Source organism: Pseudomonas sp. B21-053 (assembly GCF_026016365.1).
GTDB classification, from domain to species: domain Bacteria; phylum Pseudomonadota; class Gammaproteobacteria; order Pseudomonadales; family Pseudomonadaceae; genus Aquipseudomonas; species Aquipseudomonas nunensis.
On record NZ_CP087205.1, the window covers coordinates 6,370,163 to 6,397,140 of the forward strand.

34 protein-coding genes are annotated in these 26,978 nt (G+C 54.8%); all 34 read right to left on the reverse strand.

What is annotated here, in order from left to right; translation table 11 throughout:
• Positions 1-210: 210 nt before the first annotated feature.
• Complete coding sequence (gene rplQ / locus LOY68_RS28570; RefSeq protein ID WP_007896790.1) at positions 211-597, reverse strand: 50S ribosomal protein L17; 387 nt, start codon at positions 595-597, stop codon at positions 211-213.
• Positions 598-639: 42 nt separating this feature from the next.
• Entirely contained in the window at positions 640-1,641 is a 1,002-nt protein-coding gene (locus LOY68_RS28575) for a DNA-directed RNA polymerase subunit alpha (protein WP_003186012.1), read from the reverse strand.
• 22 nt (positions 1,642-1,663) lie between these two features.
• A complete protein-coding gene (rpsD, locus tag LOY68_RS28580; protein WP_003210056.1) occupies positions 1,664-2,284 on the reverse strand; it encodes a 30S ribosomal protein S4 in 621 nt (206 codons plus the stop codon).
• Between the two features lie 18 nt (positions 2,285-2,302).
• Positions 2,303-2,692: a 30S ribosomal protein S11 gene (gene rpsK, locus LOY68_RS28585; RefSeq protein WP_002555466.1), complete on the reverse strand. Its 390-nt coding sequence runs from the start codon at positions 2,690-2,692 to the stop codon at positions 2,303-2,305.
• Positions 2,693-2,722: 30 nt separating this feature from the next.
• Positions 2,723-3,079, reverse strand: coding sequence for a 30S ribosomal protein S13 (rpsM, locus tag LOY68_RS28590; protein WP_003186020.1), 357 nt, complete (start codon positions 3,077-3,079; stop codon positions 2,723-2,725).
• A 130-nt stretch (positions 3,080-3,209) separates the two neighbouring features.
• Positions 3,210-3,326 carry a 50S ribosomal protein L36 gene (gene rpmJ / locus LOY68_RS28595; RefSeq protein WP_002555468.1) on the reverse strand — a complete coding sequence of 39 codons (117 nt, stop codon included), beginning with the start codon at positions 3,324-3,326 and terminating at the stop codon, positions 3,210-3,212.
• A 27-nt stretch (positions 3,327-3,353) separates the two neighbouring features.
• Complete coding sequence (secY, locus tag LOY68_RS28600; protein WP_003228718.1) at positions 3,354-4,682, reverse strand: preprotein translocase subunit SecY; 1,329 nt, start codon at positions 4,680-4,682, stop codon at positions 3,354-3,356.
• The gene (gene rplO, locus LOY68_RS28605; RefSeq protein ID WP_007896782.1) at positions 4,683-5,120 is read right to left on the reverse strand and encodes a 50S ribosomal protein L15; all 438 of its coding nucleotides are present in this window, start codon (positions 5,118-5,120) and stop codon (positions 4,683-4,685) included.
• A gap of 3 nt (positions 5,121-5,123) precedes the next feature.
• Complete coding sequence (gene rpmD / locus LOY68_RS28610; protein ID WP_003186033.1) at positions 5,124-5,300, reverse strand: 50S ribosomal protein L30; 177 nt, start codon at positions 5,298-5,300, stop codon at positions 5,124-5,126.
• Positions 5,301-5,302: 2 nt separating this feature from the next.
• On the reverse strand, positions 5,303-5,803 hold the full coding sequence (gene rpsE / locus LOY68_RS28615) for a 30S ribosomal protein S5 (protein ID WP_007943782.1): 501 nt from the start codon (positions 5,801-5,803) through the stop codon (positions 5,303-5,305).
• A gap of 3 nt (positions 5,804-5,806) precedes the next feature.
• On the reverse strand, positions 5,807-6,157 hold the full coding sequence (gene rplR, locus LOY68_RS28620) for a 50S ribosomal protein L18 (RefSeq protein WP_003186037.1): 351 nt from the start codon (positions 6,155-6,157) through the stop codon (positions 5,807-5,809).
• Positions 6,158-6,167: 10 nt separating this feature from the next.
• Complete coding sequence (gene rplF, locus LOY68_RS28625) at positions 6,168-6,701, reverse strand: 50S ribosomal protein L6 (RefSeq protein WP_007896774.1); 534 nt, start codon at positions 6,699-6,701, stop codon at positions 6,168-6,170.
• Positions 6,702-6,713: 12 nt separating this feature from the next.
• Positions 6,714-7,106 carry a 30S ribosomal protein S8 gene (gene rpsH, locus LOY68_RS28630; RefSeq protein ID WP_003186040.1) on the reverse strand — a complete coding sequence of 131 codons (393 nt, stop codon included), beginning with the start codon at positions 7,104-7,106 and terminating at the stop codon, positions 6,714-6,716.
• A gap of 209 nt (positions 7,107-7,315) precedes the next feature.
• A complete protein-coding gene (gene rpsN / locus LOY68_RS28635; protein ID WP_003176414.1) occupies positions 7,316-7,621 on the reverse strand; it encodes a 30S ribosomal protein S14 in 306 nt (101 codons plus the stop codon).
• 13 nt (positions 7,622-7,634) lie between these two features.
• Positions 7,635-8,174, reverse strand: a complete 540-nt coding sequence (gene rplE / locus LOY68_RS28640; protein ID WP_003176415.1) for a 50S ribosomal protein L5 — start codon at positions 8,172-8,174, stop codon at positions 7,635-7,637.
• A gap of 20 nt (positions 8,175-8,194) precedes the next feature.
• A complete protein-coding gene (rplX, locus tag LOY68_RS28645; protein ID WP_003176416.1) occupies positions 8,195-8,509 on the reverse strand; it encodes a 50S ribosomal protein L24 in 315 nt (104 codons plus the stop codon).
• Between the two features lie 11 nt (positions 8,510-8,520).
• A complete protein-coding gene (rplN, locus tag LOY68_RS28650) occupies positions 8,521-8,889 on the reverse strand; it encodes a 50S ribosomal protein L14 (RefSeq protein WP_002555479.1) in 369 nt (122 codons plus the stop codon).
• 23 nt (positions 8,890-8,912) lie between these two features.
• Entirely contained in the window at positions 8,913-9,179 is a 267-nt protein-coding gene (gene rpsQ, locus LOY68_RS28655) for a 30S ribosomal protein S17 (RefSeq protein ID WP_003176419.1), read from the reverse strand.
• Positions 9,180-9,181: 2 nt separating this feature from the next.
• Positions 9,182-9,373: a 50S ribosomal protein L29 gene (gene rpmC / locus LOY68_RS28660; RefSeq protein ID WP_008030901.1), complete on the reverse strand. Its 192-nt coding sequence runs from the start codon at positions 9,371-9,373 to the stop codon at positions 9,182-9,184.
• The gene (rplP, locus tag LOY68_RS28665; protein ID WP_008145497.1) at positions 9,373-9,786 is read right to left on the reverse strand and encodes a 50S ribosomal protein L16; all 414 of its coding nucleotides are present in this window, start codon (positions 9,784-9,786) and stop codon (positions 9,373-9,375) included. The genes rpmC and rplP overlap by 1 nt, the downstream gene beginning before the upstream one ends.
• A 12-nt stretch (positions 9,787-9,798) precedes the next feature.
• Positions 9,799-10,485, reverse strand: a complete 687-nt coding sequence (rpsC, locus tag LOY68_RS28670) for a 30S ribosomal protein S3 (RefSeq protein ID WP_003176422.1) — start codon at positions 10,483-10,485, stop codon at positions 9,799-9,801.
• Positions 10,486-10,498: 13 nt separating this feature from the next.
• Positions 10,499-10,831: a 50S ribosomal protein L22 gene (gene rplV, locus LOY68_RS28675; RefSeq protein ID WP_003103908.1), complete on the reverse strand. Its 333-nt coding sequence runs from the start codon at positions 10,829-10,831 to the stop codon at positions 10,499-10,501.
• Positions 10,832-10,844: 13 nt separating this feature from the next.
• Positions 10,845-11,120 carry a 30S ribosomal protein S19 gene (gene rpsS / locus LOY68_RS28680; protein ID WP_002555486.1) on the reverse strand — a complete coding sequence of 92 codons (276 nt, stop codon included), beginning with the start codon at positions 11,118-11,120 and terminating at the stop codon, positions 10,845-10,847.
• A 16-nt stretch (positions 11,121-11,136) separates the two neighbouring features.
• Entirely contained in the window at positions 11,137-11,961 is an 825-nt protein-coding gene (gene rplB / locus LOY68_RS28685; RefSeq protein ID WP_003176423.1) for a 50S ribosomal protein L2, read from the reverse strand.
• 14 nt (positions 11,962-11,975) lie between these two features.
• Positions 11,976-12,275: a 50S ribosomal protein L23 gene (gene rplW, locus LOY68_RS28690; RefSeq protein ID WP_002555488.1), complete on the reverse strand. Its 300-nt coding sequence runs from the start codon at positions 12,273-12,275 to the stop codon at positions 11,976-11,978.
• Positions 12,272-12,874 carry a 50S ribosomal protein L4 gene (rplD, locus tag LOY68_RS28695; protein WP_007896707.1) on the reverse strand — a complete coding sequence of 201 codons (603 nt, stop codon included), beginning with the start codon at positions 12,872-12,874 and terminating at the stop codon, positions 12,272-12,274. The genes rplW and rplD overlap by 4 nt, the downstream gene beginning before the upstream one ends.
• Positions 12,875-12,886: 12 nt before the next feature.
• Complete coding sequence (gene rplC / locus LOY68_RS28700; RefSeq protein WP_003186059.1) at positions 12,887-13,522, reverse strand: 50S ribosomal protein L3; 636 nt, start codon at positions 13,520-13,522, stop codon at positions 12,887-12,889.
• Between the two features lie 80 nt (positions 13,523-13,602).
• Positions 13,603-13,914 (reverse strand): 30S ribosomal protein S10, encoded by a 312-nt coding sequence (gene rpsJ, locus LOY68_RS28705; RefSeq protein WP_003186070.1) that lies wholly within the window; start codon positions 13,912-13,914, stop codon positions 13,603-13,605.
• Between the two features lie 140 nt (positions 13,915-14,054).
• Positions 14,055-15,248, reverse strand: a complete 1,194-nt coding sequence (gene tuf, locus LOY68_RS28710; RefSeq protein ID WP_008145495.1) for an elongation factor Tu — start codon at positions 15,246-15,248, stop codon at positions 14,055-14,057.
• Positions 15,249-15,279: 31 nt separating this feature from the next.
• Positions 15,280-17,385 carry an elongation factor G gene (gene fusA / locus LOY68_RS28715; RefSeq protein WP_054052247.1) on the reverse strand — a complete coding sequence of 702 codons (2,106 nt, stop codon included), beginning with the start codon at positions 17,383-17,385 and terminating at the stop codon, positions 15,280-15,282.
• Positions 17,386-17,415: 30 nt separating this feature from the next.
• Positions 17,416-17,886, reverse strand: a complete 471-nt coding sequence (rpsG, locus tag LOY68_RS28720; protein ID WP_002555493.1) for a 30S ribosomal protein S7 — start codon at positions 17,884-17,886, stop codon at positions 17,416-17,418.
• 118 nt (positions 17,887-18,004) lie between these two features.
• A complete protein-coding gene (gene rpsL, locus LOY68_RS28725; protein ID WP_002555494.1) occupies positions 18,005-18,376 on the reverse strand; it encodes a 30S ribosomal protein S12 in 372 nt (123 codons plus the stop codon).
• A 216-nt stretch (positions 18,377-18,592) separates the two neighbouring features.
• On the reverse strand, positions 18,593-22,792 hold the full coding sequence (gene rpoC, locus LOY68_RS28730; RefSeq protein WP_123404365.1) for a DNA-directed RNA polymerase subunit beta': 4,200 nt from the start codon (positions 22,790-22,792) through the stop codon (positions 18,593-18,595).
• A gap of 64 nt (positions 22,793-22,856) precedes the next feature.
• Positions 22,857-26,930, reverse strand: coding sequence for a DNA-directed RNA polymerase subunit beta (rpoB, locus tag LOY68_RS28735; RefSeq protein WP_163911346.1), 4,074 nt, complete (start codon positions 26,928-26,930; stop codon positions 22,857-22,859).
• Positions 26,931-26,978: the final 48 nt, after the last annotated feature.

A 26,978-nucleotide genomic window follows, 5' to 3' on the forward strand; every position in this document is an offset into this window, starting at 1 on the left:
GCCGGCTAATCGGCTTGGGACGGAGTATTGACCATTCATCAGGAAGGCTACAAATTCATTAATTTGTAGTGATCAATAGAAAAATACTACCAACGAAACCCGTTCGTATCATGACGGTAGAGACCGCGGTGAAGCTTGTATAAACAGCGCGTTTCTTACAGGCACAAAAAACCGGGCACTAGGCCCGGTTCTTCGTTTCAGACTGACGTCTTACTCAGCGGATACTGCTTCACCGCCAACTGGACGATCAACCAACTCGACGTACGCCATAGGCGCGTTGTCGCCAGTGCGGAAACCGCACTTGAGGATGCGCAGGTAGCCACCCTCACGGGTAGCGTAACGCTTGCCCAGGTCGTTGAAGAGCTTACCAACGATAGCTTTCGAACGAGTACGGTCGAAAGCCAGACGGCGGTTAGCCAGGCTGTCTGTCTTGGCCAAAGTGATCAGCGGCTCAGCAACGCGACGCAGTTCTTTAGCTTTCGGCAGTGTAGTTTTGATCAGCTCGTGCTCGAACAGCGACACTGCCATGTTTTGAAACATGGCCTTGCGGTGCGAGCTAGTGCGGCTCAGGTGACGACCACTTTTACGATGACGCATGGTTCATTCCTTACCAAACACAACGTTCGGTGATTACGACGATCAGGCAGTCGCCTTGTCGTCCTTCTTAAGACTTGCAGGCGGCCAGTTGTCGAGGCGCATGCCGAGGGACAGACCGCGGGAGGCCAGAACGTCCTTGATTTCAGTCAAGGATTTCTTGCCAAGGTTCGGAGTCTTCAACAGCTCTACTTCGGTACGCTGAATCAGGTCACCGATGTAGTAGATGTTTTCCGCCTTAAGGCAGTTAGCCGAACGTACAGTCAGTTCCAGATCGTCAACCGGGCGAAGCAGGATCGGATCGATCTCGTCTTCCTGCTCGACAACCACTGGCTCACTGTCACCTTTGAGGTCGACGAACGCAGCCAACTGCTGTTGCAGGATGGTTGCAGCGCGACGGATAGCCTCTTCAGGATCCAGGGTACCGTTGGTTTCCAGATCAATAACCAGCTTGTCCAGGTTAGTACGCTGCTCGACACGGGCGTTTTCCACCACGTATGCGATACGGCGAACCGGGCTGAACGAAGAGTCAAGCTGCAAGCGACCAATGCTGCGGCTTTCGTCTTCATCGCTCTGACGCGAGTCTGCCGGTTCATAACCACGACCACGAGCTACGGTGAGCTTCATGTTCAGGGCGCCGTTAGACGCCAGGTTAGCGATTACGTGATCGGGGTTAACGATCTCGACATCATGATCCAGCTGAATATCGGCAGCGGTAACCACCCCCGAACCCTTCTTCGACAAGGTCAGCGTAACTTCGTCACGGCCGTGCAGCTTGATAGCCAGACCTTTAAGGTTCAACAGGATTTCAATTACGTCTTCCTGTACACCTTCGATGGCGCTGTACTCGTGGAGCACACCGTCAATCTCGGCCTCGACTACTGCACAGCCGGGCATTGAGGACAACAGGATGCGTCGCAGCGCGTTGCCCAGGGTGTGGCCAAAACCACGCTCGAGAGGCTCGAGAGTGATCTTGGCGCGGGTTGGACTGACAACCTGCACATCAATATGGCGGGGTGTCAGGAACTCATTTACCGAAATCTGCATGGATGCACCTATTTTCTAGCCCTTACTTGGAGTAGAGCTCGACAATCAGGCTTTCGTTGATGTCGGCGGACAGATCACTGCGAGCAGGAACGTTCTTGAAAACGCCCGACTTCTTCTCAGTGTCTACTTCTACCCATTCTACGCGGCCACGTTGGGCACACAGATCGAGAGCTTGGACAATGCGAAGTTGGTTCTTTGCTTTCTCGCGAATCGCGACCACGTCACCAGCACGAACCTGGTACGACGGCACGTTTACGGTCTGACCGTTAACGCTTACGGATTTGTGCGATACCAGCTGACGGGATTCGGCACGAGTAGAGCCAAAACCCATACGGTATACAACGTTGTCCAGACGGCATTCGAGCAGTTGCAACAGGTTTTCGCCAGTTGCACCTTTCTTGCCAGCAGCTTCTTTGTAGTAGCCGCTGAATTGACGCTCGAGAACGCCGTAGATACGACGGACCTTCTGCTTTTCACGCAGTTGGGTGCCGTAATCGGACTGGCGACCGCGGCGTTGGCCGTGGATACCAGGTGCTGCTTCAATGTTGCACTTCGATTCGATCGCGCGCACGCCGCTCTTCAGAAAGAGATCGGTGCCTTCACGACGAGCGAGTTTGCATTTTGGACCAATGTAACGAGCCATTCTTTACAATCTCCTGGATTACACGCGGCGCTTCTTCGGCGGACGGCACCCGTTGTGCGGGATTGGCGTCACGTCGGTGATGCTGGCGATCTTGTAGCCACAGCCGTTCAAAGCGCGGACTGCGGATTCACGACCTGGGCCTGGACCTTTGACGTTAACGTCGAGGTTTTTCAGACCGTATTCCAGCGCAGCTTGACCAGCACGTTCAGCAGCTACTTGAGCAGCAAACGGCGTGGACTTGCGGGAACCGCGGAAACCCGAACCACCGGAGGTAGCCCAGGAAAGAGCGTTGCCTTGACGGTCGGTGATGGTCACGATTGTGTTGTTAAACGACGCGTGGATGTGGGCGATGCCATCAACCACTGTCTTTTTAACTTTTTTACGAGGACGAGCAGCAGGTTTAGCCATGATTAATTTCCTGTCGATTCGCTGGGGCGATTACTTGCGGATCGGCTTACGCGGACCTTTACGGGTACGCGCGTTAGTCTTGGTACGCTGACCGCGCACTGGAAGACCACGACGATGACGCAGACCGCGATAGCAACCGAGGTCCATCAAACGCTTGATTTTCATGTTGATTTCGCGACGCAGGTCACCTTCAGTGGTGAACTTCGCCACTTCGCCACGCAGCTGTTCAATCTGCTCGTCGCTCAGATCTTTGATCTTTGCGGCTGGGTTTACCCCAGTCACTGCACAAATCTTCTGTGCAGTAGTGCGACCAACACCATAGATGTAGGTCAGCGAGATAACAGTATGCTTGTTATCTGGAATGTTAACGCCTGCAATACGGGCCATTCAGTGGGACTCCAATTGACAGCTACCTACGCCCCGGAAGCCAAGAAATAGGGCGCGAGATAATATCGCTGTAATAACAAATAATCAACCCGGCAGCGCACTAGCTGCCGGGCTTGAAGCACAATCACACTCAGCCTTGGCGCTGTTTGTGACGCGGTTCCGCGCTGCAAATTACTCGAACAACACCTTCGCGGCGAATAATCTTGCAGTTACGGCACAGCTTTTTCACCGATGCACGAACTTTCATCACCAACTCCTCGAACCTTATGGGTACTCAGCGCAACATGCCGCTGCCGTAACCCTTCAGGTTGGCTTTCTTCATCAGGGATTCGTACTGGTGCGAAACGAGGTGCGATTGTACTTGGGACATGAAGTCCATCACAACCACGACGACGATCAGCAACGAGGTCCCGCCAAGGTAGAACGGTACGTTTGCCGCAACCACCAGGAACTGGGGAAGCAGACACACGGCCGTCATGTAAAGAGCACCGAACATGGTCAAACGAGTCAGAACGCCATCAATGTAGCGCGCAGACTGCTCGCCTGGACGGATGCCCGGAATAAAGGCACCGGACTTCTTCAGGTTTTCCGCTACGTCTTTCGGATTGAACATCAACGCCGTATAGAAGAAGCAGAAGAAAATAATCCCTGCACTAAACAGCAGAATATTCAACGGCTGACCAGGAGCGATCGACTGCGAGATGTCCTGCAACCAGCCCATACCTTCAGACTGACCAAACCAGGCACCCAACGAAGCCGGGAACAGCAAAATGCTGCTCGCGAAAATGGCCGGAATAACGCCGGCCATGTTCACCTTCAGCGGCAAGTGGCTAGTCTGCGCAGCAAAAACCTTGCGGCCCTGCTGACGCTTGGCGTAGTGAACAGCAATACGACGCTGACCACGCTCAATGAACACCACGAAACCGATAATCGCTACTGCCAGCAAACCGATGGCTACCAGGGCGAAGATGTTGATATCACCCTGACGTGCAGACTCGAAAGACTGCCCGATCGCTCTCGGAAGACCGGCGACGATACCCGAAAAAATCAACATCGAGATACCGTTGCCAACACCACGCTCAGTAATCTGCTCACCCAGCCACATCATGAACATCGCACCAGCCACAAAAGTGGATACCGCGACGAAATGGAAGCCAAAGTCACCAGTGAACGCAACGCCCTGCCCTGCCAGACCAATGGACATGCCAATAGCCTGAACGAGAGCGAGGACGACAGTGCCGTAGCGGGTGTACTGGCTGATCTTGCGACGGCCAGCTTCACCTTCCTTCTTCAACTGTTCCAGCTGCGGGCTAACGGCGGTCATCAGTTGCATGATGATCGATGCCGAAATGTACGGCATGATCCCCAGTGCAAAGATGCTCATCCGTTCCAGCGCGCCGCCGGAAAACATGTTGAACAAGCTAAGAATGGTCCCCTCATTCTGTCGAAACAGGTCCGCGAGTCGGTCCGGGTTAATACCTGGAACCGGGATGTGTGCGCCTATTCGGTAGACGATAATCGCCAGGAACAGAAAACGCAGACGAGCCCAGAGTTCAGACATACCGCCTTTGCCGAGCGCAGAGAGAGCACCTTGCTTAGCCATTTATTCCTCGAACTTGCCGCCAGCTGCTTCGATAGCCGCACGCGCACCTTTGGTGGCGCCGATTCCCTTTCCGATGGTAACAGCGCGAGTAACTTCGCCGGACAGCATGATTTTCACACGCTGTACGTTGACGTTAATCACGTTGGCATCTTTCAGGGACTGCACGGTGACGATGTCGCCTTCCACTTTGGCCAGCTCGGACAAACGCACTTCTGCGCGGTCCATGGCTTTCAGGGAAACGAAACCGAATTTCGGCAGGCGACGATGCAGCGGCTGTTGACCGCCTTCAAAGCCTGGAGCAATGGTGCCACCGGAGCGGGAGGACTGACCTTTGTGGCCACGGCCACCGGTCTTGCCCAAACCACTACCGATACCACGGCCCGGACGATGCTTTTCGCGACGGGAACCCGGCGCTGGACTCAGATCATTGAGTTTCATCGATTAACCCTCGACACGCAGCATGTAGTAAGCCTTGTTGATCATCCCGCGATTCTCGGGAGTATCAAGTACTTCTACAGTGTGACCGATGCGACGCAGACCCAGACCCTTAACGCACAGTTTGTGGTTAGGGATGCGGCCGGTCATGCTTTTGATCAGCGTAACTTTAACGGTAGCCATGATCAGAAGATCTCCTTGACGCTTTTGCCACGCTTGGCGGCAATGGATTCAGGAGATTGCATAGCTTTCAAACCTTTGAAAGTGGCGTGAACCACGTTTACCGGGTTAGTCGAGCCGTAGCACTTGGCCAGAACGTTCTGAACGCCAGCAACTTCGAGGACAGCACGCATAGCGCCGCCAGCGATGATACCGGTACCTTCAGAGGCAGGCTGCATGTACACCTTCGAAGCGCCGTGACCGGACTTCATTGCGTACTGCAGGGTAGTGCCGTTCAGATCAACTTGGATCATGTTGCGGCGAGCAGCTTCCATTGCCTTCTGGATCGCGGCAGGCACTTCACGTGACTTGCCACGGCCGAAGCCAACGCGCCCTTTACCATCACCAACCACGGTCAACGCGGTGAAAGTGAAGATACGGCCGCCTTTAACGGTTTTGGCTACGCGGTTAACTTGAACCAGCTTCTCAATGTAGCCTTCGTCGCGCTTTTGGTCGTTATTTGACATAACTTAGAACTCCAGCCCAGCTTCACGAGCAGCATCAGCCAGCGCCTTGACGCGGCCGTGGTACTTGAAGCCAGAGCGGTCGAAAGCCACCTGCGAGACGCCAGCGGCTTTAGCACGCGTAGCGACCAGCTGGCCAACCTTAGTGGCCGCGTCGATGTTGCCAGTGGCGCCATCACGCAGTTCTTTATCCAAAGTCGAGGCAGATGCCAGGACTTTGTTGCCGTCGGCCGAAATGACCTGGGCGTAGATGTGCTGCGACGAGCGGAACACGCAGAGACGCACGACTTCGAGTTCGTGCATTTTCAGGCGTGCTTTGCGAGCGCGACGCAGTCGAGTAACTTTTTTGTCGGTCATTTGCTATGCCCTACTTCTTCTTGGCTTCTTTACGACGGACGACTTCGTCCGCGTAGCGCACACCTTTGCCTTTGTACGGCTCTGGTGGACGGAAGTCGCGGATCTCGGCGGCCACTTGACCTACTAGCTGCTTATCGATACCCCGGATCAGGATGTCGGTTTGGCTAGGAGTCTCAGCGGTGATGCCTTCCGGCAGTTCATAATCCACTGGGTGCGAGAAGCCAAGAGCCAGGTTCAGCACTGTGCCTTTTGCTTGCGCTTTGTAACCAACACCGACCAGCTGGAGCTTGCGCTCGAAGCCTTGGCTTACGCCTTGGACCATGTTGTTTACCAACGCACGAGTGGTACCAGCCATTGCGCGAGTTTGTTGATCGCCATTGCGAGCAGCGAAACGCAGCTCACCAGCTTCTTCAACGATCTCAACGGACGAATGGATGTTCAGTTCGAGAGTGCCCTTGGCACCCTTCACCGAAAGCTGTTGGCCTGCGAATTTTACTTCGACACCGGCTGGCAGCTTAACGGGGTTCTTAGCGACGCGTGACATGCTTATCCCCCCTTAGAACACAGTGCAAAGAACTTCGCCGCCGACACCGGCAGCGCGCGCAGCACGATCCGTCATCACACCTTTGTTGGTGGAGACGATAGACACACCGAGACCGCCACGAACTTTTGGCAGATCATCGACGGACTTGTACTGACGCAGGCCTGGACGGCTAACGCGCTTCACTTCCTCGATGACCGGACGGCCTTCGAAGTACTTCAGCTCGATGGACAGCAGTGGTTTGATTTCGCTGCTGATCTGATAACCCGCAATGTAACCTTCGTCCTTCAGGACTTTGGCAACAGCTACCTTCAAAGTAGAAGATGGCATGCTTACGACGGACTTTTCAGCCATCTGGGCATTACGGATTCGAGTTAGCATGTCCGCTAACGGGTCCTGCATACTCATGGGCTAGACGCTCCTAATACAAAAAAATTAGCCTTGCGGCTACTACTTTTCGCCGAGCTCATCCATGCGAAAAAAGCACGGGCTCAGGCGAGCCGGGTATTCTAGACACACCCCACAAATGAATCAAGCCCCAATAGGGGCTTGATTCAAGTTCAAGGTCACCGGCGGTCAGGATCTTGCGAACCTGGACGCCGAGACTTTGATAGTGCTTACCAGCTGGCTTTAACCAGACCAGGTACGTCACCACGCATTGCAGCTTCACGCAGTTTGTTACGGCCGAGGCCGAACTTGCGGTAAACGCCGTGTGGACGACCGGTCAGGCGGCAGCGGTTACGCATGCGCGAAGCGCTTGCGTCACGTGGCTGCTTCTGCAGAGCTACTGTAGCTTCCCAACGCGCTTCTGGACTTGCGTTCAGATCAACGATGATTGCTTTCAGTGCTGCACGCTTTTTGGCGTACTTGGCAACCGTGAGCTGACGCTTCAGCTCGCGGTTTTTCATGCTCATCTTGGCCATTTTCCTACTCCAATCAGTTGCGGAACGGGAATTTGAAAGCACGCAGCAGCGCGCGACCTTCATCATCGTTCTTGGCAGTGGTGGTCAGGGTAATGTCCAGACCGCGGAGAGCATCGATCTTGTCGTAGTCGATTTCCGGGAAGATGATCTGCTCTTTAACGCCCATGCTGTAGTTACCACGACCATCGAAGGACTTGGCATTCAGGCCGCGGAAGTCGCGAACCCGAGGCAGGGAGATCGACAGCAAACGATCCAGGAATTCATACATACGCTCACGGCGCAGAGTCACTTTGACGCCGATCGGCCAACCTTCACGGACTTTAAAGCCAGCGATGGATTTCCGAGCGTAAGTCACAACGACTTTCTGACCGGTGATCTTTTCCAGGTCGGCAACAGCGTGCTCGATGACTTTTTTGTCACCGACCGCTTCGCCCAGACCCATGTTCAGGGTGATCTTTGTAACGCGTGGAACTTCCATCACGTTCGAAAGCTTAAGTTCTTCCTTAAGCTTCGGTGCGATTTCCTTCCAGTAAATCTCTTTTAGTCGTGCCATGGTCTTCTACCTAGCAGTGTTCAAGCATCAACCGCTTTTTGGGTCGACTTGAAGACACGAATTTTCTTGCCGTCTTCTACTTTGAAACCAACGCGGTCAGCCTTGTTGGTTTCGCCGTTGAAAATGGCGACGTTAGAAGCGTCCAGTGGAGCTTCTTTTTCGACGATACCGCCTTGTACGCCCGACATCGGGTTAGGCTTGGTATGACGCTTAACCAGGTTCAGACCGCCGATAACCAGACGGTTATTAGCGAGAACCTTAAGCACCTTACCGCGCTTACCTTTGTCTTTGCCGGCGATCACGATGATCTCGTCGTCACGACGAATCTTTTGCATGTCGGATCTCCTTACAGCACTTCTGGGGCGAGCGAGACGATCTTCATGAACTTCTCAGTACGAAGTTCACGGGTCACTGGCCCAAAGATACGGGTGCCGATCGGCTCTTGCTTGTTGTTCAGAAGAACAGCAGCGTTGCCATCAAAGCGGATAATGGAGCCATCAGCACGACGTACGCCGTGACGAGTGCGGACTACAACAGCAGTCATCACTTGGCCTTTTTTCACTTTACCGCGAGGAATTGCTTCCTTCACGGTAACTTTGATGATGTCACCGATACCAGCGTAACGACGATGGGAGCCACCCAGCACCTTGATGCACATAACACGGCGAGCGCCAGAGTTATCGGCCACATCGAGCATGGATTGAGTCTGAATCATATAATTTCTCCGACCCCTAGTCCTTAGACTTCCACAGCGCGTTCGAGAACATCAACCAGCGCCCAAGACTTAGTCTTGGCCAAAGGACGAGTTTCACGAATAGTGACTTTGTCGCCGATGTGGCACTGATTGGTTTCGTCGTGCGCGTGCAGCTTAGTCGAACGCTTAACGTATTTACCGTAGATCGGGTGCTTTACGCGACGCTCGATCAGAACGGTGATGGTCTTGTCCATTTTGTCGCTGACAACACGGCCAGTCAGCGTACGGACGGTTTTTTCGGCTTCAGCCATGATTACTTACCTGCCTGCTGTTTGAGCACAGTCTTCACGCGAGCGATGTCACGCTTAACTTGCCGGAGCAGGTGAGACTGCCCCAACTGGCCAGTTGCTTTCTGCATGCGCAGATTGAACTGGTCGCGCAGCAGGCCGAGCAGTTGCTCGTTAAGCTGCGGCGCGTCTTTTTCACGAAGTTCATTCGCTTTCATCACATCACCGTCCGTTTAACAAAGGCGGTGGCGAGCGGCAGCTTTGCAGCAGCCAGGGCAAAAGCCTCACGCGCCAGCTCTTCAGTTACACCCTCGATTTCATACAGGACTTTACCTGGCTGAATCTGGGCAACCCAGTACTCCACACTACCCTTACCTTTACCCATCCGAACTTCGAGTGGCTTTTTGGAAATAGGCTTGTCCGGGAATACACGGATCCAGATCTTGCCGCCACGTTTAACGTGACGGGTCAGAGCACGACGCGCTGACTCGATCTGACGAGCGGTGAGACGACCACGAGCTACAGACTTCAGCGCGAACTCGCCGAAGCTGACTTTGCTACCGCGCTGAGCCAGACCACGGTTGTGGCCTGTCATCTGCTTGCGGAACTTCGTACGCTTTGGTTGCAACATTTGGCGTACCCCTTACTTAGCAGCTTTTTTACGAGGCGCTGGTGCTTGTGGTTTCAGTTCTTCTTGGCGACCACCAATTACTTCGCCTTTGAAGATCCAAACCTTTACACCGATCACACCGTAAGTGGTGTGAGCTTCGTAGTTGGCATAGTCGATGTCGGCACGCAGGGTGTGCAGTGGCACACGACCTTCGCGATACCATTCAGTACGTGCGATTTCAGCACCGCCGAGACGACCGCTCACTTGGATTTTGATGCCTTTGGCACCAATGCGCATGGCGTTCTGAACAGCGCGCTTCATAGCGCGACGGAACATTACGCGACGCTCCAGCTGCTGAGCTACGCTCTGCGCAACCAGCATACCGTCAAGCTCCGGCTTACGGATCTCTTCGATATTGATGTGCACAGGCACACCCATTTGCTTGGTCAGGTCCTGACGCAGTTTCTCAACATCTTCACCTTTCTTCCCGATAACGATACCTGGACGAGCGGTGTGGATGGTGATACGTGCAGTTTGAGCCGGACGATGGATATCGATACGGCTTACGGACGCGCTTTTTAGTTTGTCTTGGAGATACTCGCGCACCTTCAGATCAGCGAACAAATAGTCCGCATAAGTCCGACCGTCTGCGTACCAGACGGAGGTGTGCTCCTTGACGATTCCCAGGCGAATGCCAATGGGATGTACTTTCTGACCCATCTCTTCGACTCCGTTACTTGTCAGCAACCTTGACAGTGATATGGCAAGACCGCTTGACGATGCGATCAGCACGGCCTTTGGCACGTGGCATGATTCGCTTCAGCGAACGCCCTTCGTTGACGAAAACGGTGCTGACTTTAAGGTCATCAACGTCTGCGCCTTCGTTATGCTCGGCGTTGGCTACGGCCGACTCCAGCACTTTCTTCATGATCTCGGCGGCTTTCTTACTGCTGAAAGCCAACAGGTTGAGCGCTTCGCCCACCTTCTTCCCGCGGATCTGGTCGGCGACCAAGCGGGCTTTCTGGGCGGAGATTCGAGCGCCCGACAACTTAGCGGCTACTTCCATCGTTCCTTACCCCTTAACGCTTGGCTTTCTTGTCTGCCACGTGCCCACGATATGTGCGGGTACCGGCAAACTCGCCTAGTTTGTGGCCGACCATGTCTTCGTTCACGAGAACTGGAACATGTTGACGACCGTTATGCACTGCAATGGTCAAACCGACCATTTGTGGCAGGATCATCGAACGACGCGACCAGGTTTTAACTGGTTTGCGATCGTTCTTTTCCGCCGCCACTTCGATCTTCTTCAGTAGGTGAAGATCAATAAAAGGACCTTTTTTCAGAGAACGTGGCACTGTCGTATCCCTCTATTTACTTGCGACGACGGACGATCATTTTGTCGGTACGCTTATTACCACGAGTCTTCGCGCCCTTAGTCGGGAAGCCCCATGGCGATACCGGATGACGACCACCAGAGGTACGACCTTCACCACCACCATGTGGGTGGTCAACCGGGTTCATGGCAACACCACGAACGGTTGGGCGAACGCCACGCCAGCGTTTGGCACCAGCTTTACCCAGCGAACGCAGGCTGTGCTCGGAGTTCGAGACTTCACCCAGGGTCGCGCGGCATTCAGCCAGCACTTTACGCATCTCACCAGAACGCAGACGCAGGGTCACGTAGACACCTTCACGAGCGATCAGCTGAGCCGAAGCACCAGCGGAACGAGCGATTTGCGCGCCTTTACCTGGCTTCAATTCGATGCCGTGTACGGTGCTACCAACTGGAATGTTACGCAGTTGCAGAGCGTTGCCCGGCTTGATCGGCGCCAAGGCACCTGCGATCAGCTGGTCACCAGCACTCACGCCTTTAGGGGCGATGATGTAGCGACGCTCGCCATCTGCGTACAGCAGCAGAGCGATGTGAGCAGTACGGTTTGGATCGTATTCAATACGCTCGACAGTGGCAGAGATGCCATCTTTGTCGTTGCGACGGAAATCGACCAGACGATAATGCTGCTTATGGCCACCACCGATGTGACGAGTGGTAATACGACCATTGTTGTTACGACCACCAGTCTTCGATTTTTTCTCGAGCAGCGGTGCGTGAGGAGCGCCTTTATGCAGCTCCTGGTTGACCACCTTGACCACAAAACGGCGGCCAGGGGAAGTCGGTTTGCATTTAACGATTGCCATGATGCACCCCTTCCTTACTCAGCACTGCTGCTGAAATCGAGATCTTGGCCTGGCTGAAGGGAGATAACTGCCTTCTTCCAGTCATTACGCTTGCCCAGACCGCGAGCAGTGCGCTTGCTCTTACCCAGAACATTCAGGGTAGTAACACGCTCTACTTTCACGCTGAACAGGCTTTCGACGGCCTTCTTGATTTCCAGCTTGGTTGCGTCAGTTGCAACCTTGAAAACGAACTGGCCTTTCTTGTCAGCCAGAACCGTAGCCTTTTCGGAAACGTGCGGGCCAAGCAGAACTTTAAATACGCGTTCCTGGTTCATCCCAGCAGCTCCTCGAATTTCTTCACGGCCGACACGGTGATCAACACCTTGTCGTATGCGATCAGACTAACTGGATCGGAACCTTGAACGTCACGTACATCAACGTGTGGCAGGTTACGAGCAGCCAGGTACAGGTTCTGATCAACAACTTCAGACACGATCAAGACGTCAGTCAGGCCCATGCCGGTCAGTTTGTTCAGCAGATCTTTGGTCTTCGGTGCATCAACAGCGAAGTCCTGAACCACAACCAGACGATCAGTACGCACCAGCTCAGCAAGGATGGAACGCATTGCTGCGCGATACATCTTCTTGTTCAGCTTCTGGGTGTGATCCTGAGGACGAGCTGCGAAAGTGGTACCGCCGCCACGCCAGATTGGGCTACGGATAGTACCGGCACGAGCACGGCCAGTACCTTTCTGACGCCAAGGGCGCTTACCGCCACCACGAACGTCGGAACGGGTCTTTTGCTGCTTGCTACCTTGACGGCCGCCGGCCATGTAGGCCACGACTGCTTGGTGAACCAGCGTCTCGTTGAATTCGCCGCCAAATGTCAGTTCGGAAACTTCGATCGCTTGAGCGTCATTTACATTTAATTGCATGTCAGCTTCCCCTTAACCGCGAGCCTTGGCTGCTGGACGTACAACCAAGTTGCCGCCAGTAGCGCCAGGAACAGCACCCTTGACCAACAACAGATTGCGTTCAGCGTCCACGCGCACTACTTCCAGGGACTGCACGGTCACGCGCTCAGCGCCCATATGACCGGACATTTTTTTGCCCTTGAATACACGACCAGGAGTCTGGCACTGGCCGATAGAGCCTGGAACGCGGTGGGACACGGAGTTACCGTGGGTATTATCTTGCCCGCGGAAATTCCAACGCTTGATCGTACCCTGGAAGCCTTTACCCTTGGACTGACCGGTTACATCAACCAGTTGACCAGCGGCGAAGATTTCAGCGTTGATCAGATCGCCGGCCTGGTACTCGCCTTCTTCAAGACGGAATTCCATTACGGTACGACCAGCGGCAACGTTCGCTTTAGCGAAGTGGCCAGCTTGAGCAGCTGTAACACGCGAAGCACGACGCTCACCTACAGTGACTTGCACTGCACGATAGCCATCGGTCTCTTCAGTTTTGAACTGGGTGACGCGATTCGGTTCGATCTCAATGACCGTGACCGGAATGGAGACACCTTCTTCGGTGAAAATACGGGTCATACCGCATTTACGACCGACTACACCAATAGTCATGTTGTAAACCTCATGAGTGTACGGGGCTTTCACCCGCTATGGCCGCCCATTTCAGAGCGTTACACGACTAAGACCGAGTCTTAGCCGAGGCTGATCTGTACTTCCACACCGGCCGCAAGATCAAGCTTCATAAGAGCATCAACGGTTTTATCCGTTGGCTGGACGATGTCCAGTACGCGCTTATGAGTACGGATCTCGTACTGGTCACGCGCGTCTTTGTTGACGTGCGGGGAGACCAGAACGGTGAACCGCTCTTTACGGGTAGGCAGTGGAATTGGACCACGCACTTGAGCACCAGTACGTTTCGCGGTTTCCACGATTTCCTGGGTGGATTGGTCGATCAGGCGATGGTCAAAAGCCTTCAACCTGATACGGATTTGCTGATTTTGCATTGGATTTCAGACTCCGGCTGCTATTCCCACCGAGCGCAATACGCCCGTTAAAAGGAGGCGCAATTCTATAGACGGGCTACTACAGTGTCAACCCAATAAAAAGCCCCCGCTAGGCGGGGGCTTTTTCAAGTCATCACTTATTAAGCGATGATTTTGGCTACGACGCCAGCGCCGACGGTACGACCGCCTTCACGAATAGCGAAACGCAGACCATCTTCCATTGCGATGGTTTTGATCAGGGTGACAACCATTTTGATGTTGTCGCCTGGCATTACCATTTCAACGCCTTCCGGCAGTTCGCAGTTACCGGTCACGTCAGTGGTCCGGAAGTAGAACTGTGGACGGTAGCCTTTGAAGAACGGAGTGTGACGACCGCCTTCTTCTTTGCTCAACACGTACACTTCAGCTTCGAAGGTAGTGTGCGGCTTAACCGAACCTGGCTTGACCAGAACCTGGCCACGCTCAACGTCGTCACGCTTGGTGCCGCGCAGCAGCACGCCGCAGTTCTCGCCAGCACGACCTTCGTCGAGCAGCTTACGGAACATTTCAACACCGGTGCAGGTGGTGACGGTAGTGTCACGCAGACCAACGATTTCCAGTGGATCCTGAACCTTGACGATACCGCGCTCGATACGACCAGTTACAACAGTACCGCGACCGGAGATCGAGAATACGTCTTCGATTGGCATCAGGAACGGCTTGTCGATAACACGGACTGGATCTGGGATGTAGCTGTCCAGAGTCTCAACCAGTTTACGAACGGCAGTGGTGCCCATTTCGTTGTCGTCTTGGCCGTTCAGAGCCATCAGAGCCGAACCGATGATGATCGGAGTGTCGTCACCTGGGAAGTCGTAAGTACTCAGCAGATCGCGCACTTCCATCTCAACCAGTTCCAGCAGCTCAGCGTCGTCAACCATGTCAGCCTTGTTCAGGAAGACAACGATGTACGGAACGCCAACCTGACGGGACAACAGGATGTGCTCACGGGTTTGTGGCATCGGACCATCAGCGGCCGAGCAAACCAGAATAGCGCCGTCCATTTGAGCAGCACCGGTGATCATGTTCTTCACATAGTCAGCGTGACCTGGGCAGTCAACGTGAGCGTAGTGACGGATCAGCGAGTTGTATTCAACGTGTGCGGTGTTGATGGTGATACCACGAGCCTTTTCTTCTGGAGCGCTGTCGATTTTATCGAAAGCAACAACAGCCGAACCGAAAACTTCGGAGCAGACGCGAGTCAGAGCAGCGGTCAGCGTGGTTTTACCGTGGTCGACGTGACCGATGGTGCCAACGTTGACGTGCGGGAGGGTACGGTCAAATTTTTCTTTAGCCACGACAATTAACTCCTAGCCTAAAGGGGCTGAATCAGCCTTGTTTTTTGGTAACGGTTTCGACGATGTGCGACGGAGCCGTATTGTATTTTTTGAATTCCATAGAGTAGCTTGCGCGACCTTGGGACATGGAACGGACGTCGGTCGCATAACCGAACATCTCACCCAACGGAACCTCGGCGCGAATCACTTTGCCGGAAACCGTGTCTTCCATACCCAGGATCATGCCGCGACGACGGTTAAGGTCGCCCATCACGTCACCCATATAGTCTTCAGGCGTAACAACCTCTACCGCCATGATCGGCTCGAGCAACTCACCACCGCCCTTCTGGGCCAGTTGCTTGGTCGCCATGGAAGCAGCCACCTTAAACGCCATCTCGTTGGAGTCGACGTCGTGGTAGGAACCATCAAACACGGTAGCCTTCAGGCCGATCAGCGGATAGCCGGCAACTACGCCGTTCTTCATCTGCTCTTCGATACCCTTCTGGATAGCCGGGATGTATTCCTTAGGAACCACACCACCCACTACTTCGTTCAGGAATTGCAGACCTTCCTGACCTTCGTCAGCAGGAGCAAAACGAATCCAGCAATGACCGAACTGGCCACGACCACCGGATTGACGAACGAACTTGCCTTCGATTTCGCAGCTCTTCGTGATGCGCTCACGGTACGAAACTTGAGGCTTACCGATGTTGGCTTCGACGTTGAACTCACGGCGCATCCGGTCAACCAGGATGTCCAGGTGCAACTCGCCCATGCCGGAGATGATCGTTTGACCAGTCTCTTCATCAGTTTTGACGCGGAAAGACGGGTCTTCCTGAGCAAGTTTGCCCAGAGCGATACCCATTTTTTCCTGGTCGTCCTTGGTCTTAGGCTCTACGGCAACCGAAATAACCGGCTCCGGGAAGTCCATGCGAACCAGGATGATTGGCTTGTCAGCGTTGCACAAAGTCTCACCAGTGGTGACGTCCTTCATGCCGATCAAGGCCGCGATGTCACCAGCGCGTACTTCCTTGATTTCTTCACGGGCGTTTGCGTGCATTTGCACCATACGACCCACGCGCTCTTTCTTGCCTTTAACCGAGTTGATCACGCCGTCGCCGGAGGCCAACACGCCCGAGTAAACTCGAACGAAGGTCAAGGTACCCACGAATGGGTCAGTGGCAATTTTGAATGCCAGAGCGGAGAACGGTTCGTTATCGTCTGCATGACGCTCCAGATCGATAGTCTCGTCATCCGGGTCAGTACCCTTGATGGCAGGAATATCAACAGGCGCAGGCAGGTAATCGATAACGGCGTCGAGAACCAGGGGAACACCCTTGTTCTTGAAGGAAGAACCGCAAACAGCCAGAACGATCTCACCAGCGATAGTACGCTGACGCAGAGCGGCCTTGATTTCCTCGTTGGTGAGTTCTTCACCTTCGAGGTACTTGTTCATCAGCTCTTCGCTGGCTTCGGCCGCAGCCTCAACCATGTTACCGCGCCACTCGTCAGCCAGTTCCTGCAGTTCAGCAGGGATAGGCTTACGAACTGGAACCATACCTTTGTCAGAATCATTCCAATAAACAGCTTCCATAGCCATCAGATCGATCTGACCCTGGAAGTTGTCTTCGGAACCGATAGCCAACTGGATTGGCACCGGAGTGTGACCCAGACGCTGCTTGATCTGACCGATCACGCGCAGGAAGTTGGCACCAGCACGGTCCATCTTGTTTACGTAAACAAGACGTGGAACGCCGTATTTGTTGGCTTGACGCCATACGGTTTCCGACTGAGGCTCAACACCCGAGGTGCCGCAGAACACAACAACCGCGCCGTCGAGAACACGCAGGGAACGTTCAACTTCAATAGTGAAGTCAACGTGGCCCGGGGTGTCGATGACGTTGAAGCGGTATTGGTCCTTGTGCTGCTTCTCGGAACCCTGCCAGAAGGCGGTAATGGCAGCAGAAGTAATGGTAATACCACGCTCCTGCTCCTGCACCATCCAGTCTGTGGTCGCGGCGCCGTCATGCACCTCGCCCATTTTGTGACTTTTGCCAGTGTAAAAAAGGACGCGCTCGGTGGTGGTGGTTTTACCAGCATCCACGTGAGCAACGATACCAATGTTACGGTAGCGATTAATCGGTGTAGTACGAGCCATAAAGCCCTCGCAAAATTAGTGACGCTAAAATTAGAAGCGGTAGTGCGAGAAAGCCTTGTTGGCTTCAGCCATACGGTGCACGTCTTCACGCTTCTTAACTGCAGCACCTTTACCTTCAGCGGCGTCCAACAGTTCGCCAGCCAAACGCAGAGCCATAGACTTCTCGCCGCGCTTGCGGGCGAAGTCTACCAACCAGCGCATTGCCAGGGCGTTACGACGGGACGGGCGAACTTCGACCGGAACCTGGTAAGTAGCACCGCCTACACGGCGCGACTTCACTTCGACCAGCGGAGCGATGGCGTCGAGAGCTTTCTCGAAGATTTCCAGGGGATCGCTGTTCTTGCGTTCTTTAACCTTTTCCAGCGCGCCATAAACGATACGTTCGGCAACGGCTTTCTTGCCGCTTTCCATAACGTGGTTCATGAACTTGGCCAGGATTTGGCTTCCGTATTTTGGATCGTCAAGCACTTCGCGCTTGGCTGCTACGCGTCTTCTTGGCATGGATAAGCCCTCAAACGGTCTTCAGGTTCGCTCGGAATCGGTGCCCTTTCGGGACGCCTCCGACCTTACTCTTATCGACTCAGAAAAATAGAAAATCAGTTTTTACAAAAAGCCGCTACTACTTAGGCTTCTTGGTACCGTACTTCGAACGACCCTGGTTACGACCTTTAACGCCGGAAGTATCCAAAGAACCGCGTACGGTGTGGTAACGAACACCTGGCAAGTCTTTTACACGACCGCCGCGGATCAGTACCACGCTGTGCTCTTGCAAGTTGTGGCCTTCACCGCCGATGTACGAGGAAACCTCGAAACCGTTGGTCAGGCGCACACGGCATACTTTACGCAGTGCCGAGTTAGGTTTTTTCGGCGTGGTGGTATACACACGGGTGCATACGCCACGACGTTGCGGGCAGTTCTGCAGCGCAGGTACGTCGGATTTCTCGACGATACGCTTACGCGGCTGACGTACCAGCTGGTTGATAGTTGCCATCTACTAGCTCCACTGTTGTCTTGCGACGCTATTGTCTTGCAAGAAAAGCAAAATGGCAGGAACGAATTCCCGCCAAATTTAGGGGTACAAGAGTCTAAAGAGGATCTTGTCCCCAGTCAAGGCAAGGCCCCAACCTCCCCGCTCATCCAACCTCGACAAATTGTCTCGATTCGATGAACGGAAAGGCCGGGGCCCCACGCTTATTTACTGCTGAACTCAGTTACCGCTCGAGTTCAATGCTTCGGTCAGTGCAGCTTCCACTTCACTGGCGCTTACGCGCAACGGTTTGTCAGCATCACGGCGGCGCTTACGTTCGCTGTGATAAGCCAGACCGGTACCGGCCGGGATCAGACGACCCACAACCACGTTTTCTTTCAGGCCGCGCAGGTAATCGCGCTTGCCGGTTACCGCCGCTTCGGTCAGTACACGAGTGGTTTCCTGGAAGGAAGCCGCCGAGATGAACGATTCGGTGGACAACGACGCCTTGGTGATACCCAACAGCACGCGAGTGAACTTGGAAACGAATTTCTCGTCGCCAGCCAGACGCTCGTTCTCTACCAGAACGTGAGTCAATTCCATCTGGTCGCCCTTGATGAAACTGGAATCGCCGGATTCAGCGATTTCAACTTTACGCAGCATCTGACGCAGGATGGTCTCGATGTGCTTATCGTTGATCTTCACGCCTTGCAGACGATAAACGTCCTGGATCTCGTTCACGATGTACTTGGCCAGCGCACTCACACCCAGCAGACGCAAGATGTCGTGTGGATCGCTTGGACCGTCGGAGATAACTTCGCCGCGGTTTACCTGTTCGCCTTCGAAGACGTTCAGGTGACGCCACTTCGGAATCAGCTCTTCGTACGGATCGCTACCGTCGTTCGGGGTAATGACCAGACGGCGCTTGCCTTTGGTCTCTTTACCGAACGCGATGGTGCCGCTGACTTCAGCCAAGATCGAGGCTTCTTTCGGACGACGGGCTTCGAACAGGTCGGCAACACGCGGCAGACCACCGGTGATGTCACGGGTTTTCGAAGTTTCTTGCGGGATACGGGCGATAACATCACCGATCGCAACCTGCACACCATCCGCTACACCGACCAGGGCGTTAGCCGGCAGGAAGTACTGAGCCGGTACGTCGGTACCTGGCAGCAGCAGATCCTTGCCATCGACACCGACCATCTTAACGGCAGGACGGATGTCCTTACCGGCAGCTGGACGGTCTTTGGCGTCGAGTACTTCAATGTTGGTCATACCGGTCAATTCGTCAGTCTGACGCTTGATCGTGATGCCTTCTTCCATGCCCACGTAGGTCACGGTACCTTTCATTTCGGTAACGATTGGGTGAGTGTGCGGATCCCACTTGGCCACGATTGCGCCAGCGTCGACCTTGTCACCTTCTTTAACCGAAATCACAGCACCGTACGGCAGCTTGTAACGCTCGCGCTCACGACCGAAGTCATCAGCGATTGCCAGCTCACCGGAACGGGACACAGCAACCAGGCAACCATCCACTCGCTCAACGTGCTTCAGGTTATGCAGACGGACGGTACCGCCATTCTTCACCTGAACGCTGTCAGCTGCGGAGGTCCGGCTTGCCGCACCACCGATGTGGAACGTACGCATGGTCAGCTGGGTACCCGGCTCACCGATGGACTGGGCAGCGATAACGCCGACCGCTTCACCGATGTTCACCTGGTGACCACGAGCCAAGTCACGGCCGTAGCACTTGGCGCAAATGCCGTAGCGGGTTTCGCAGCTGATCGGCGAACGCACGATCACTTCATCGATGCTGTTCAGCTCAATGAACTCAACCCACTTCTCGTCTACCAATGTACCGGCAGGAACGATGATTTCTTCGGTACCTGGCTTGAACACGTCACGGGCAATGACACGACCCAATACGCGCTCACCCAGCGGCTCAACAACGTCACCGCCTTCAATGTGCGGAGTCATTACCAGGCCATGCTCGGTGCCGCAATCGATCTCGGTCACAACCAGATCCTGCGCCACGTCTACCAGACGACGAGTCAGGTAACCGGAGTTCGCAGTTTTCAACGCGGTATCCGCCAAACCTTTACGAGCACCGTGAGTCGAGATGAAGTACTGAAGTACGCTCAAACCTTCACGGAAGTTCGCAGTAATCGGCGTTTCGATGATGGAACCGTCCGGCTTGGCCATCAGGCCACGCATACCGGCGAGCTGACGGATCTGCGCAGCAGAACCCCGTGCGCCCGAGTCGGCCATCATGTACATCGAGTTGAAGGACTCTTGGTCGACTTCGACGCCATGACGGTCGATGACTTTCTCTTTCGAGAGGTTGGCCATCATCGCCTTGGAAACTTCGTCGTTCGCCTTGGACCAAAGGTCGATCACTTTGTTGTACTTCTCGCCCTGGGTTACCAGGCCGGAGGCGTACTGACTTTCGATCTCTTTCACTTCGTCGGTAGCAGCACCGATGATGCGGGCTTTTTCATCCGGGATAACGAAGTCGTTAACACCGATGGAAACGCCGGAAATGGTCGAATAGGCAAAACCGGTGTACATCAACTGGTCAGCGAAGATCACGGTCTCTTTCAAACCAACCACGCGGTAGCACTGGTTGATCAGCTTGGAGATCGCTTTTTTCTTCATCGGCTGGTTGACGACGTCGTACGACAGGCCAGGTGGAACAACCTGGAACAACAGCGCACGGCCAACGGTGGTGTCGACGATACGGGTGTTCTTGACGCTGCCACCATCACGATCGTTGACGGTTTCGTTGATCCGCACTTTGACTTTAGCGTGCAGTGCGGCTTCGCCGGCACGGAACACACGGTCAACTTCTTGCAGATCCGCGAACACACGACCTTCGCCCTTGGCGTTGATCGCTTCACGAGTCATGTAGTACAGACCCAATACAACGTCCTGCGACGGAACGATGATTGGCTCACCGTTGGCTGGCGACAGAATGTTGTTGGTCGACATCATCAACGCACGCGCTTCCAACTGGGCTTCCAGTGTCAGCGGTACGTGCACGGCCATTTGGTCGCCGTCGAAGTCGGCGTTGTACGCAGCACAGACCAGAGGGTGCAGCTGGATAGCCTTGCCTTCGATCAGTACTGGTTCAAACGCCTGGATACCCAGACGGTGAAGGGTCGGTGCACGGTTGAGGAGAACCGGGTGTTCACGGATCACTTCAGCGAGAACGTCCCAAACCTCTGGCAGCTCGCGCTCAACCATCTTCTTGGCAGCTTTGATGGTGGTAGCGAGACCACGCATTTCCAGCTTGCCGAAAATGAACGGCTTGAACAGCTCGAGAGCCATTTTCTTCGGCAGACCGCACTGGTGCAGACGCAGGGTTGGACCTACGGTAATTACCGAACGACCGGAGTAGTCAACACGCTTACCGAGCAAGTTCTGACGGAAACGACCTTGCTTACCCTTGATCATGTCAGCCAGGGATTTCAGAGGACGCTTGTTCGAACCGGTGATAGCGCGGCCACGACGACCGTTGTCGAGCAGTGCATCGACGGCTTCCTGCAACATACGCTTTTCGTTGCGCACGATGATGTCCGGAGCGGACAGATCAAGCAGGCGCTTCAAGCGGTTGTTACGGTTGATCACTCGACGATACAGATCGTTGAGGTCGGAAGTCGCGAAGCGACCGCCATCCAGCGGGACCAGTGGACGCAGATCTGGCGGCAGAACCGGCAGAACGGTCAGCACCATCCATTCTGGAAGGTTGCCGGAACCCTGGAAGGCTTCCATCAACTTCAGACGCTTGGACAGCTTCTTGATTTTGGTTTCGGAGTTGGTTTGCGGAATTTCTTCACGCAGACGGCCAATCTCGTGTTCCAGGTCGATAGCGTGCAGCAGTTCACGGACTGCTTCGGCACCCATACGGGCATCGAAATCGTCGCCGAACTCTTCCAGCGCTTCGAAGTACTGCTCATCGTTCAGCAGCTGACCTTTTTCAAGGGTGGTCATGCCCGGGTCGATAACGACGTAGCTCTCGAAGTAGAGAACGCGTTCGATATCACGCAGGGTCATGTCCATCAGCAAGCCGATACGCGACGGCAGCGATTTCAGGAACCAGATGTGGGCAACCGGCGAAGCGAGTTCGATGTGCGCCATGCGCTCACGACGAACTTTAGCCAGCGCGACTTCAACGCCGCACTTCTCGCAGATCACACCGCGGTGCTTCAAGCGCTTGTACTTACCGCACAGGCACTCGTAATCCTTTACCGGGCCAAAGATCTTGGCGCAGAACAGGCCGTCACGCTCAGGTTTGAACGTACGGTAGTTGATGGTTTCCGGCTTTTTAACTTCACCGAACGACCACGAACGGATCATCTCAGGCGATGCCAATCCAATACGGATGGCGTCGAACTCTTCGACTTGACCCTGGTTTTTCAGCAAATTCAGTAGGTCTTTCAAGGCCTTTCCTCCTGGCGGAGCAGAGAGCGGGCAATCCTGCCCCGCTCTCGATTCGCGTCACGTGTTATTCGGTTTCCAGATCGATATCGATGCCGAGGGAACGAATTTCCTTGATCAACACGTTGAAAGACTCGGGCATGCCCGGCTCCATACGGTGATCGCCATCCACGATGTTTTTGTACATCTTGGTACGGCCGTTCACATCGTCCGACTTCACTGTGAGCATTTCTTGCAGAGTGTAAGCAGCACCGTATGCTTCCAGTGCCCAGACCTCCATCTCCCCGAAACGCTGACCACCGAACTGTGCCTTACCACCCAGCGGCTGCTGGGTAACCAGGCTGTACGAACCGGTAGAACGAGCGTGCATCTTGTCGTCTACCAAGTGGTTCAGCTTCAGCATGTACATGTAGCCAACAGTAACCGGGCGCTCGAACTTGTTGCCGGTACGGCCGTCGGTCAGCTGCATCTGGCCGCTTTCTGGCAGGTCTGCCAGTTTCAGCATGGCCTTGATTTCGCTTTCCTTGGCACCGTCGAACACTGGAGTGGCCATTGGAACGCCGCCACGCAGGTTCTTCGCCAGATCCAGGATTTCCTGGTCGGAGAAGCTATCCAGATCTTCGTTACGACCGCCGATCTGGTTGTAGATCTCGTCGAGGAATTTACGAAGCTCAGCGACTTTGCGCTGCTCTTCGATCATCCGGTTGATCTTCTCGCCCAGACCTTTAGCCGCGAGGCCAAGGTGGGTTTCAAGGATCTGACCAACGTTCATACGCGAAGGTACGCCCAACGGGTTGAGGACGACGTCGACCGGGGTGCCATTGGCATCGTGCGGCATGTCTTCAACCGGCATGATCACGGAGACCACACCTTTGTTACCGTGACGACCGGCCATCTTGTCGCCCGGCTGGATGCGGCGACGGATTGCCAGGTAAACCTTGACGATTTTCAGCACGCCTGGAGCCAGGTCATCGCCTTGCTGCAGTTTGCGCTTCTTATCTTCGAACTTGTCGTCCAGCAGACGGCGACGATCAACGATGTAGGCCTGAGCCTTCTCGAGCTGCTCGTTCAGAGCATCTTCGGTCATGCGCAGTTTGAACCACTGACCATGCTCAAGACCGTCGAGAACTTCGTCGGTGATGTCCTGACCTTTCTTCAGGCCGGCGCCGCCTTCGGCTTTGTGGCCGACCAGAGCGGAACGCAGACGTTCGAAAGTTGCGCCTTCAACGATACGGAACTCTTCGTTCAGATCCTTGCGGATCTCGTCGAGTTGAGTCTTCTCGATGGACAGTGCACGAGCATCACGCTCAACGCCGTCACGGGTGAAGACCTGTACGTCGATGACGGTACCCTTGGTGCCGGTAGGCACGCGCAGGGAGGTGTCTTTAACGTCGCTGGCTTTTTCACCGAAGATGGCACGCAACAGCTTCTCTTCCGGAGTCAGTTGGGTCTCGCCTTTCGGAGTGACCTTACCTACCAGAATGTCGCCTGCGCCAACTTCAGCACCTACGTAAACGATACCGGCTTCGTCCAGCTTGTTCAGTGCAGCTTCACCCACGTTCGGGATGTCTGCAGTGATTTCCTCTGGCCCAAGCTTGGTGTCACGCGCCACACAGGTCAGTTCCTGAATGTGGATCGTGGTGAAGCGATCTTCTTGAACAACTCGTTCCGACAGGCAGATGGAGTCTTCGAAGTTGTAACCGTTCCAGGCCATGAACGCGATGCGCATGTTCTGACCCAGTGCCAGCTCACCCATGTCGGTGGACGGACCATCGGCCATGATATCGCTGCGCTGAACCCGATCACCTTTACGCACCAGCGGACGCTGGTTGATGCAGGTGTTCTGGTTGGAGCGGGTGTATTTGGTCAGGTTGTAGATGTCGACACCGGCTTCACCGGTTTCAACTTCGTCATCAGCAACACGAACCACGATACGGCTTGCATCAACGGAGTCGATCACGCCGCCACGACGAGCCACGACGCAAACGCCGGAGTCACGGGCTACGTTACGCTCCATGCCGGTACCGACCAGCGGCTTGTCAGCGCGCAGGGTTGGTACAGCTTGACGCTGCATGTTCGAACCCATCAACGCACGGTTGGCGTCATCGTGCTCGAGGAACGGGATCAGCGACGCTGCAACCGAAACTACCTGCTTCGGCGATACGTCCATCAAGGTGACGTCTTCCGGCGCCTTGACGGTGAACTCGTTCAAGTGACGAACAGCTACCAGCTCGTCGATCAGCATTTTCTTGTCGTTCATCGTGGCCGAAGCCTGAGCGATCACGTGATCAGCTTCTTCGATGGCGGACAGGAACACGATCTCGTCAGTGACCAGAGCGTCTTTCACCACACGGTACGGGCTCTCGAGGAAGCCGTACTGGTTGGTGCGCGCATAGGCGGCCAGGGAGTTGATCAGGCCGATGTTCGGACCTTCCGGCGTTTCAATCGGGCATACACGACCGTAGTGAGTCGGGTGTACGTCACGAACTTCAAAGCCAGCACGCTCACGAGTCAAACCGCCAGGGCCGAGTGCAGACACACGACGCTTGTGGGTGATCTCGGACAGCGGGTTGTTCTGGTCCATGAACTGGGAAAGCTGACTGGAACCGAAGAACTCTTTCACCGCCGCAGCCACTGGCTTGGCGTTGATCAGGTCTTGCGGCATCAGGCCTTCGCTTTCAGCCATCGACAGACGCTCTTTGACCGCACGCTCAACACGTACCAGGCCAACGCGGAACTGGTTCTCGGCCATTTCGCCTACGCAGCGAACACGACGGTTACCCAGGTGGTCGATGTCATCGACGATGCCCTTACCGTTACGGATGTCGACCAGAGTCTTCAGAACAGCAACGATGTCTTCTTTGCACAACACGCCCGAACCTTCGATCTCGGTACGACCGATACGACGGTTGAACTTCATCCGGCCGACCGCAGACAGGTCATAGCGCTCAGGGCTGAAGAACAGGTTGTTGAACAGAGTCTCGGCAGCGTCTTTGGTTGGCGGCTCGCCTGGACGCATCATGCGATAGATTTCGACCAGCGCTTCCAATTGGTTGCTGGTGGAGTCGATCTTCAGAGTGTCGGAGACGAACGGACCGCAGTCGATATCGTTGGTGTACAGAGTTTCGATGCGAACAACCTGGGCCTTGGCAACTTTTGCCAGGATCTCGGTGTTCAGCTCGGTGTTGCACTCTGCCAGGATTTCGCCGGTTGCCGGATGCACGATGGCCTTGGCGGTAGTGCGACCCAGGACGTAGTCCAAAGGCACTTCCAGGGTCTTGAGACCGGCTTTTTCGATCTGGTTGATGTGGCGCGCAGTAATACGGCGACCAGCCTCAACGATGACCTTGCCCTTCTCGTCCTGAATATCAAGTACAGCGATTTCACCACGCAGACGCGAAGCAATCAGTTCCAGGCTGAGGGTTTCGCCGCTCAGATGGAAAACGTTGGTGGTGTAGAACGCGTCCAGCACTTCTTCAGTGGTATAGCCGAGCGCGCGCAGCAATACCGATGCAGGCAGCTTGCGACGACGGTCGATACGCACGAACACACAGTCTTTCGGATCGAACTCGAAGTCCAACCACGAACCGCGGTAAGGAATGATGCGCGCGGAGTACAGCAGTTTACCGGAGCTGTGCGTCTTGCCACGGTCGTGGTCGAAGAACACGCCCGGGGAACGGTGCAGCTGGGAAACGATTACACGCTCGGTACCGTTGATTACGAAGGTACCGTTCTCAGTCATCAGGGGGATTTCACCCATGTAGACTTCTTGCTCTTTGATGTCCTTGATCGCTTTGTTCGACGATTCTTTGTCGAAAATGATCAGGCGCACTTTTACCCGCAAAGGTACGGCGTAAGTTACACCGCGCAATACGCATTCTTTGACATCAAATGCCGGTTCGCCCAAGCGATAACCGACGTACTCCAGCGCAGCATTGCCGGAGTAGCTGATGATCGGGAAAACGGATTTGAAGGCCGCATGCAGGCCCACGTCGCGGAACTGATCTTTAGTCGCTCCCGCTTGCAAGAATTCACGATACGAATCCAGCTGGATGGCCAGGAGGTACGGCACATCCATGACGTCCGGCAACTTGCTAAAGTCCTTGCGGATACGTTTTTTCTCAGTATATGAGTAAGCCATCAGCGTTCCCCAGCTTGGTCACCTGCTTGTTTGGCCCCTCCCGACGGG

Coding starts and splice junctions, on each gene's coding strand:
- rplQ (WP_007896790.1), bottom strand. CDS start 597: ATGCGTCATCGTAAAAGTGGTCGTCACCTGAGCCGCACTAGCTCGCAC.
- LOY68_RS28575 (WP_003186012.1), bottom strand. CDS start 1,641: ATGCAGATTTCGGTAAATGAGTTCCTGACACCCCGCCATATTGATGTG.
- rpsD (WP_003210056.1), bottom strand. CDS start 2,284: ATGGCTCGTTACATTGGTCCAAAATGCAAACTCGCTCGTCGTGAAGGC.
- rpsK (WP_002555466.1), bottom strand. CDS start 2,692: ATGGCTAAACCTGCTGCTCGTCCTCGTAAAAAAGTTAAAAAGACAGTG.
- rpsM (WP_003186020.1), bottom strand. CDS start 3,079: ATGGCCCGTATTGCAGGCGTTAACATTCCAGATAACAAGCATACTGTT.
- rpmJ (WP_002555468.1), bottom strand. CDS start 3,326: ATGAAAGTTCGTGCATCGGTGAAAAAGCTGTGCCGTAACTGCAAGATT.
- secY (WP_003228718.1), bottom strand. CDS start 4,682: ATGGCTAAGCAAGGTGCTCTCTCTGCGCTCGGCAAAGGCGGTATGTCT.
- rplO (WP_007896782.1), bottom strand. CDS start 5,120: ATGAAACTCAATGATCTGAGTCCAGCGCCGGGTTCCCGTCGCGAAAAG.
- rpmD (WP_003186033.1), bottom strand. CDS start 5,300: ATGGCTACCGTTAAAGTTACGCTGATCAAAAGCATGACCGGCCGCATC.
- rpsE (WP_007943782.1), bottom strand. CDS start 5,803: ATGTCAAATAACGACCAAAAGCGCGACGAAGGCTACATTGAGAAGCTG.
- rplR (WP_003186037.1), bottom strand. CDS start 6,157: ATGACCGACAAAAAAGTTACTCGACTGCGTCGCGCTCGCAAAGCACGC.
- rplF (WP_007896774.1), bottom strand. CDS start 6,701: ATGTCACGCGTCGCTAAGAACCCCGTTAAGCTGCCAGCCGGTGTCGAA.
- rpsH (WP_003186040.1), bottom strand. CDS start 7,106: ATGAGTATGCAGGACCCGTTAGCGGACATGCTAACTCGAATCCGTAAT.
- rpsN (WP_003176414.1), bottom strand. CDS start 7,621: ATGGCCAAGATGAGCATGAAAAACCGCGAGCTGAAGCGTCAGCTCACG.
- rplE (WP_003176415.1), bottom strand. CDS start 8,174: ATGGCACGACTAAAAGAGATTTACTGGAAGGAAATCGCACCGAAGCTT.
- rplX (WP_003176416.1), bottom strand. CDS start 8,509: ATGCAAAAGATTCGTCGTGACGACGAGATCATCGTGATCGCCGGCAAA.
- rplN (WP_002555479.1), bottom strand. CDS start 8,889: ATGATTCAGACTCAATCCATGCTCGATGTGGCCGATAACTCTGGCGCT.
- rpsQ (WP_003176419.1), bottom strand. CDS start 9,179: ATGGCTGAAGCCGAAAAAACCGTCCGTACGCTGACTGGCCGTGTTGTC.
- rpmC (WP_008030901.1), bottom strand. CDS start 9,373: ATGAAAGCGAATGAACTTCGTGAAAAAGACGCGCCGCAGCTTAACGAG.
- rplP (WP_008145497.1), bottom strand. CDS start 9,786: ATGTTGCAACCAAAGCGTACGAAGTTCCGCAAGCAGATGACAGGCCAC.
- rpsC (WP_003176422.1), bottom strand. CDS start 10,485: ATGGGTCAGAAAGTACATCCCATTGGCATTCGCCTGGGAATCGTCAAG.
- rplV (WP_003103908.1), bottom strand. CDS start 10,831: ATGGAAGTAGCCGCTAAGTTGTCGGGCGCTCGAATCTCCGCCCAGAAA.
- rplB (WP_003176423.1), bottom strand. CDS start 11,961: ATGGCAATCGTTAAATGCAAACCGACTTCCCCTGGCCGCCGTTTTGTG.
- rplW (WP_002555488.1), bottom strand. CDS start 12,275: ATGAACCAGGAACGCGTATTTAAAGTTCTGCTTGGCCCGCACGTTTCC.
- rplD (WP_007896707.1), bottom strand. CDS start 12,874: ATGCAATTAAATGTAAATGACGCTCAAGCGATCGAAGTTTCCGAACTG.
- rplC (WP_003186059.1), bottom strand. CDS start 13,522: ATGACTATTGGTGTAGTCGGTCGTAAATGCGGTATGACCCGTATTTTC.
- rpsJ (WP_003186070.1), bottom strand. CDS start 13,914: ATGCAAAATCAGCAAATCCGTATCAGGTTGAAGGCTTTTGACCATCGC.
- fusA (WP_054052247.1), bottom strand. CDS start 17,385: ATGGCTCGTACTACACCGATTAATCGCTACCGTAACATTGGTATCGTT.
- rpsG (WP_002555493.1), bottom strand. CDS start 17,886: ATGCCAAGAAGACGCGTAGCAGCCAAGCGCGAAGTGCTTGACGATCCA.
- rpsL (WP_002555494.1), bottom strand. CDS start 18,376: ATGGCAACTATCAACCAGCTGGTACGTCAGCCGCGTAAGCGTATCGTC.
- rpoB (WP_163911346.1), bottom strand. CDS start 26,930: ATGGCTTACTCATATACTGAGAAAAAACGTATCCGCAAGGACTTTAGC.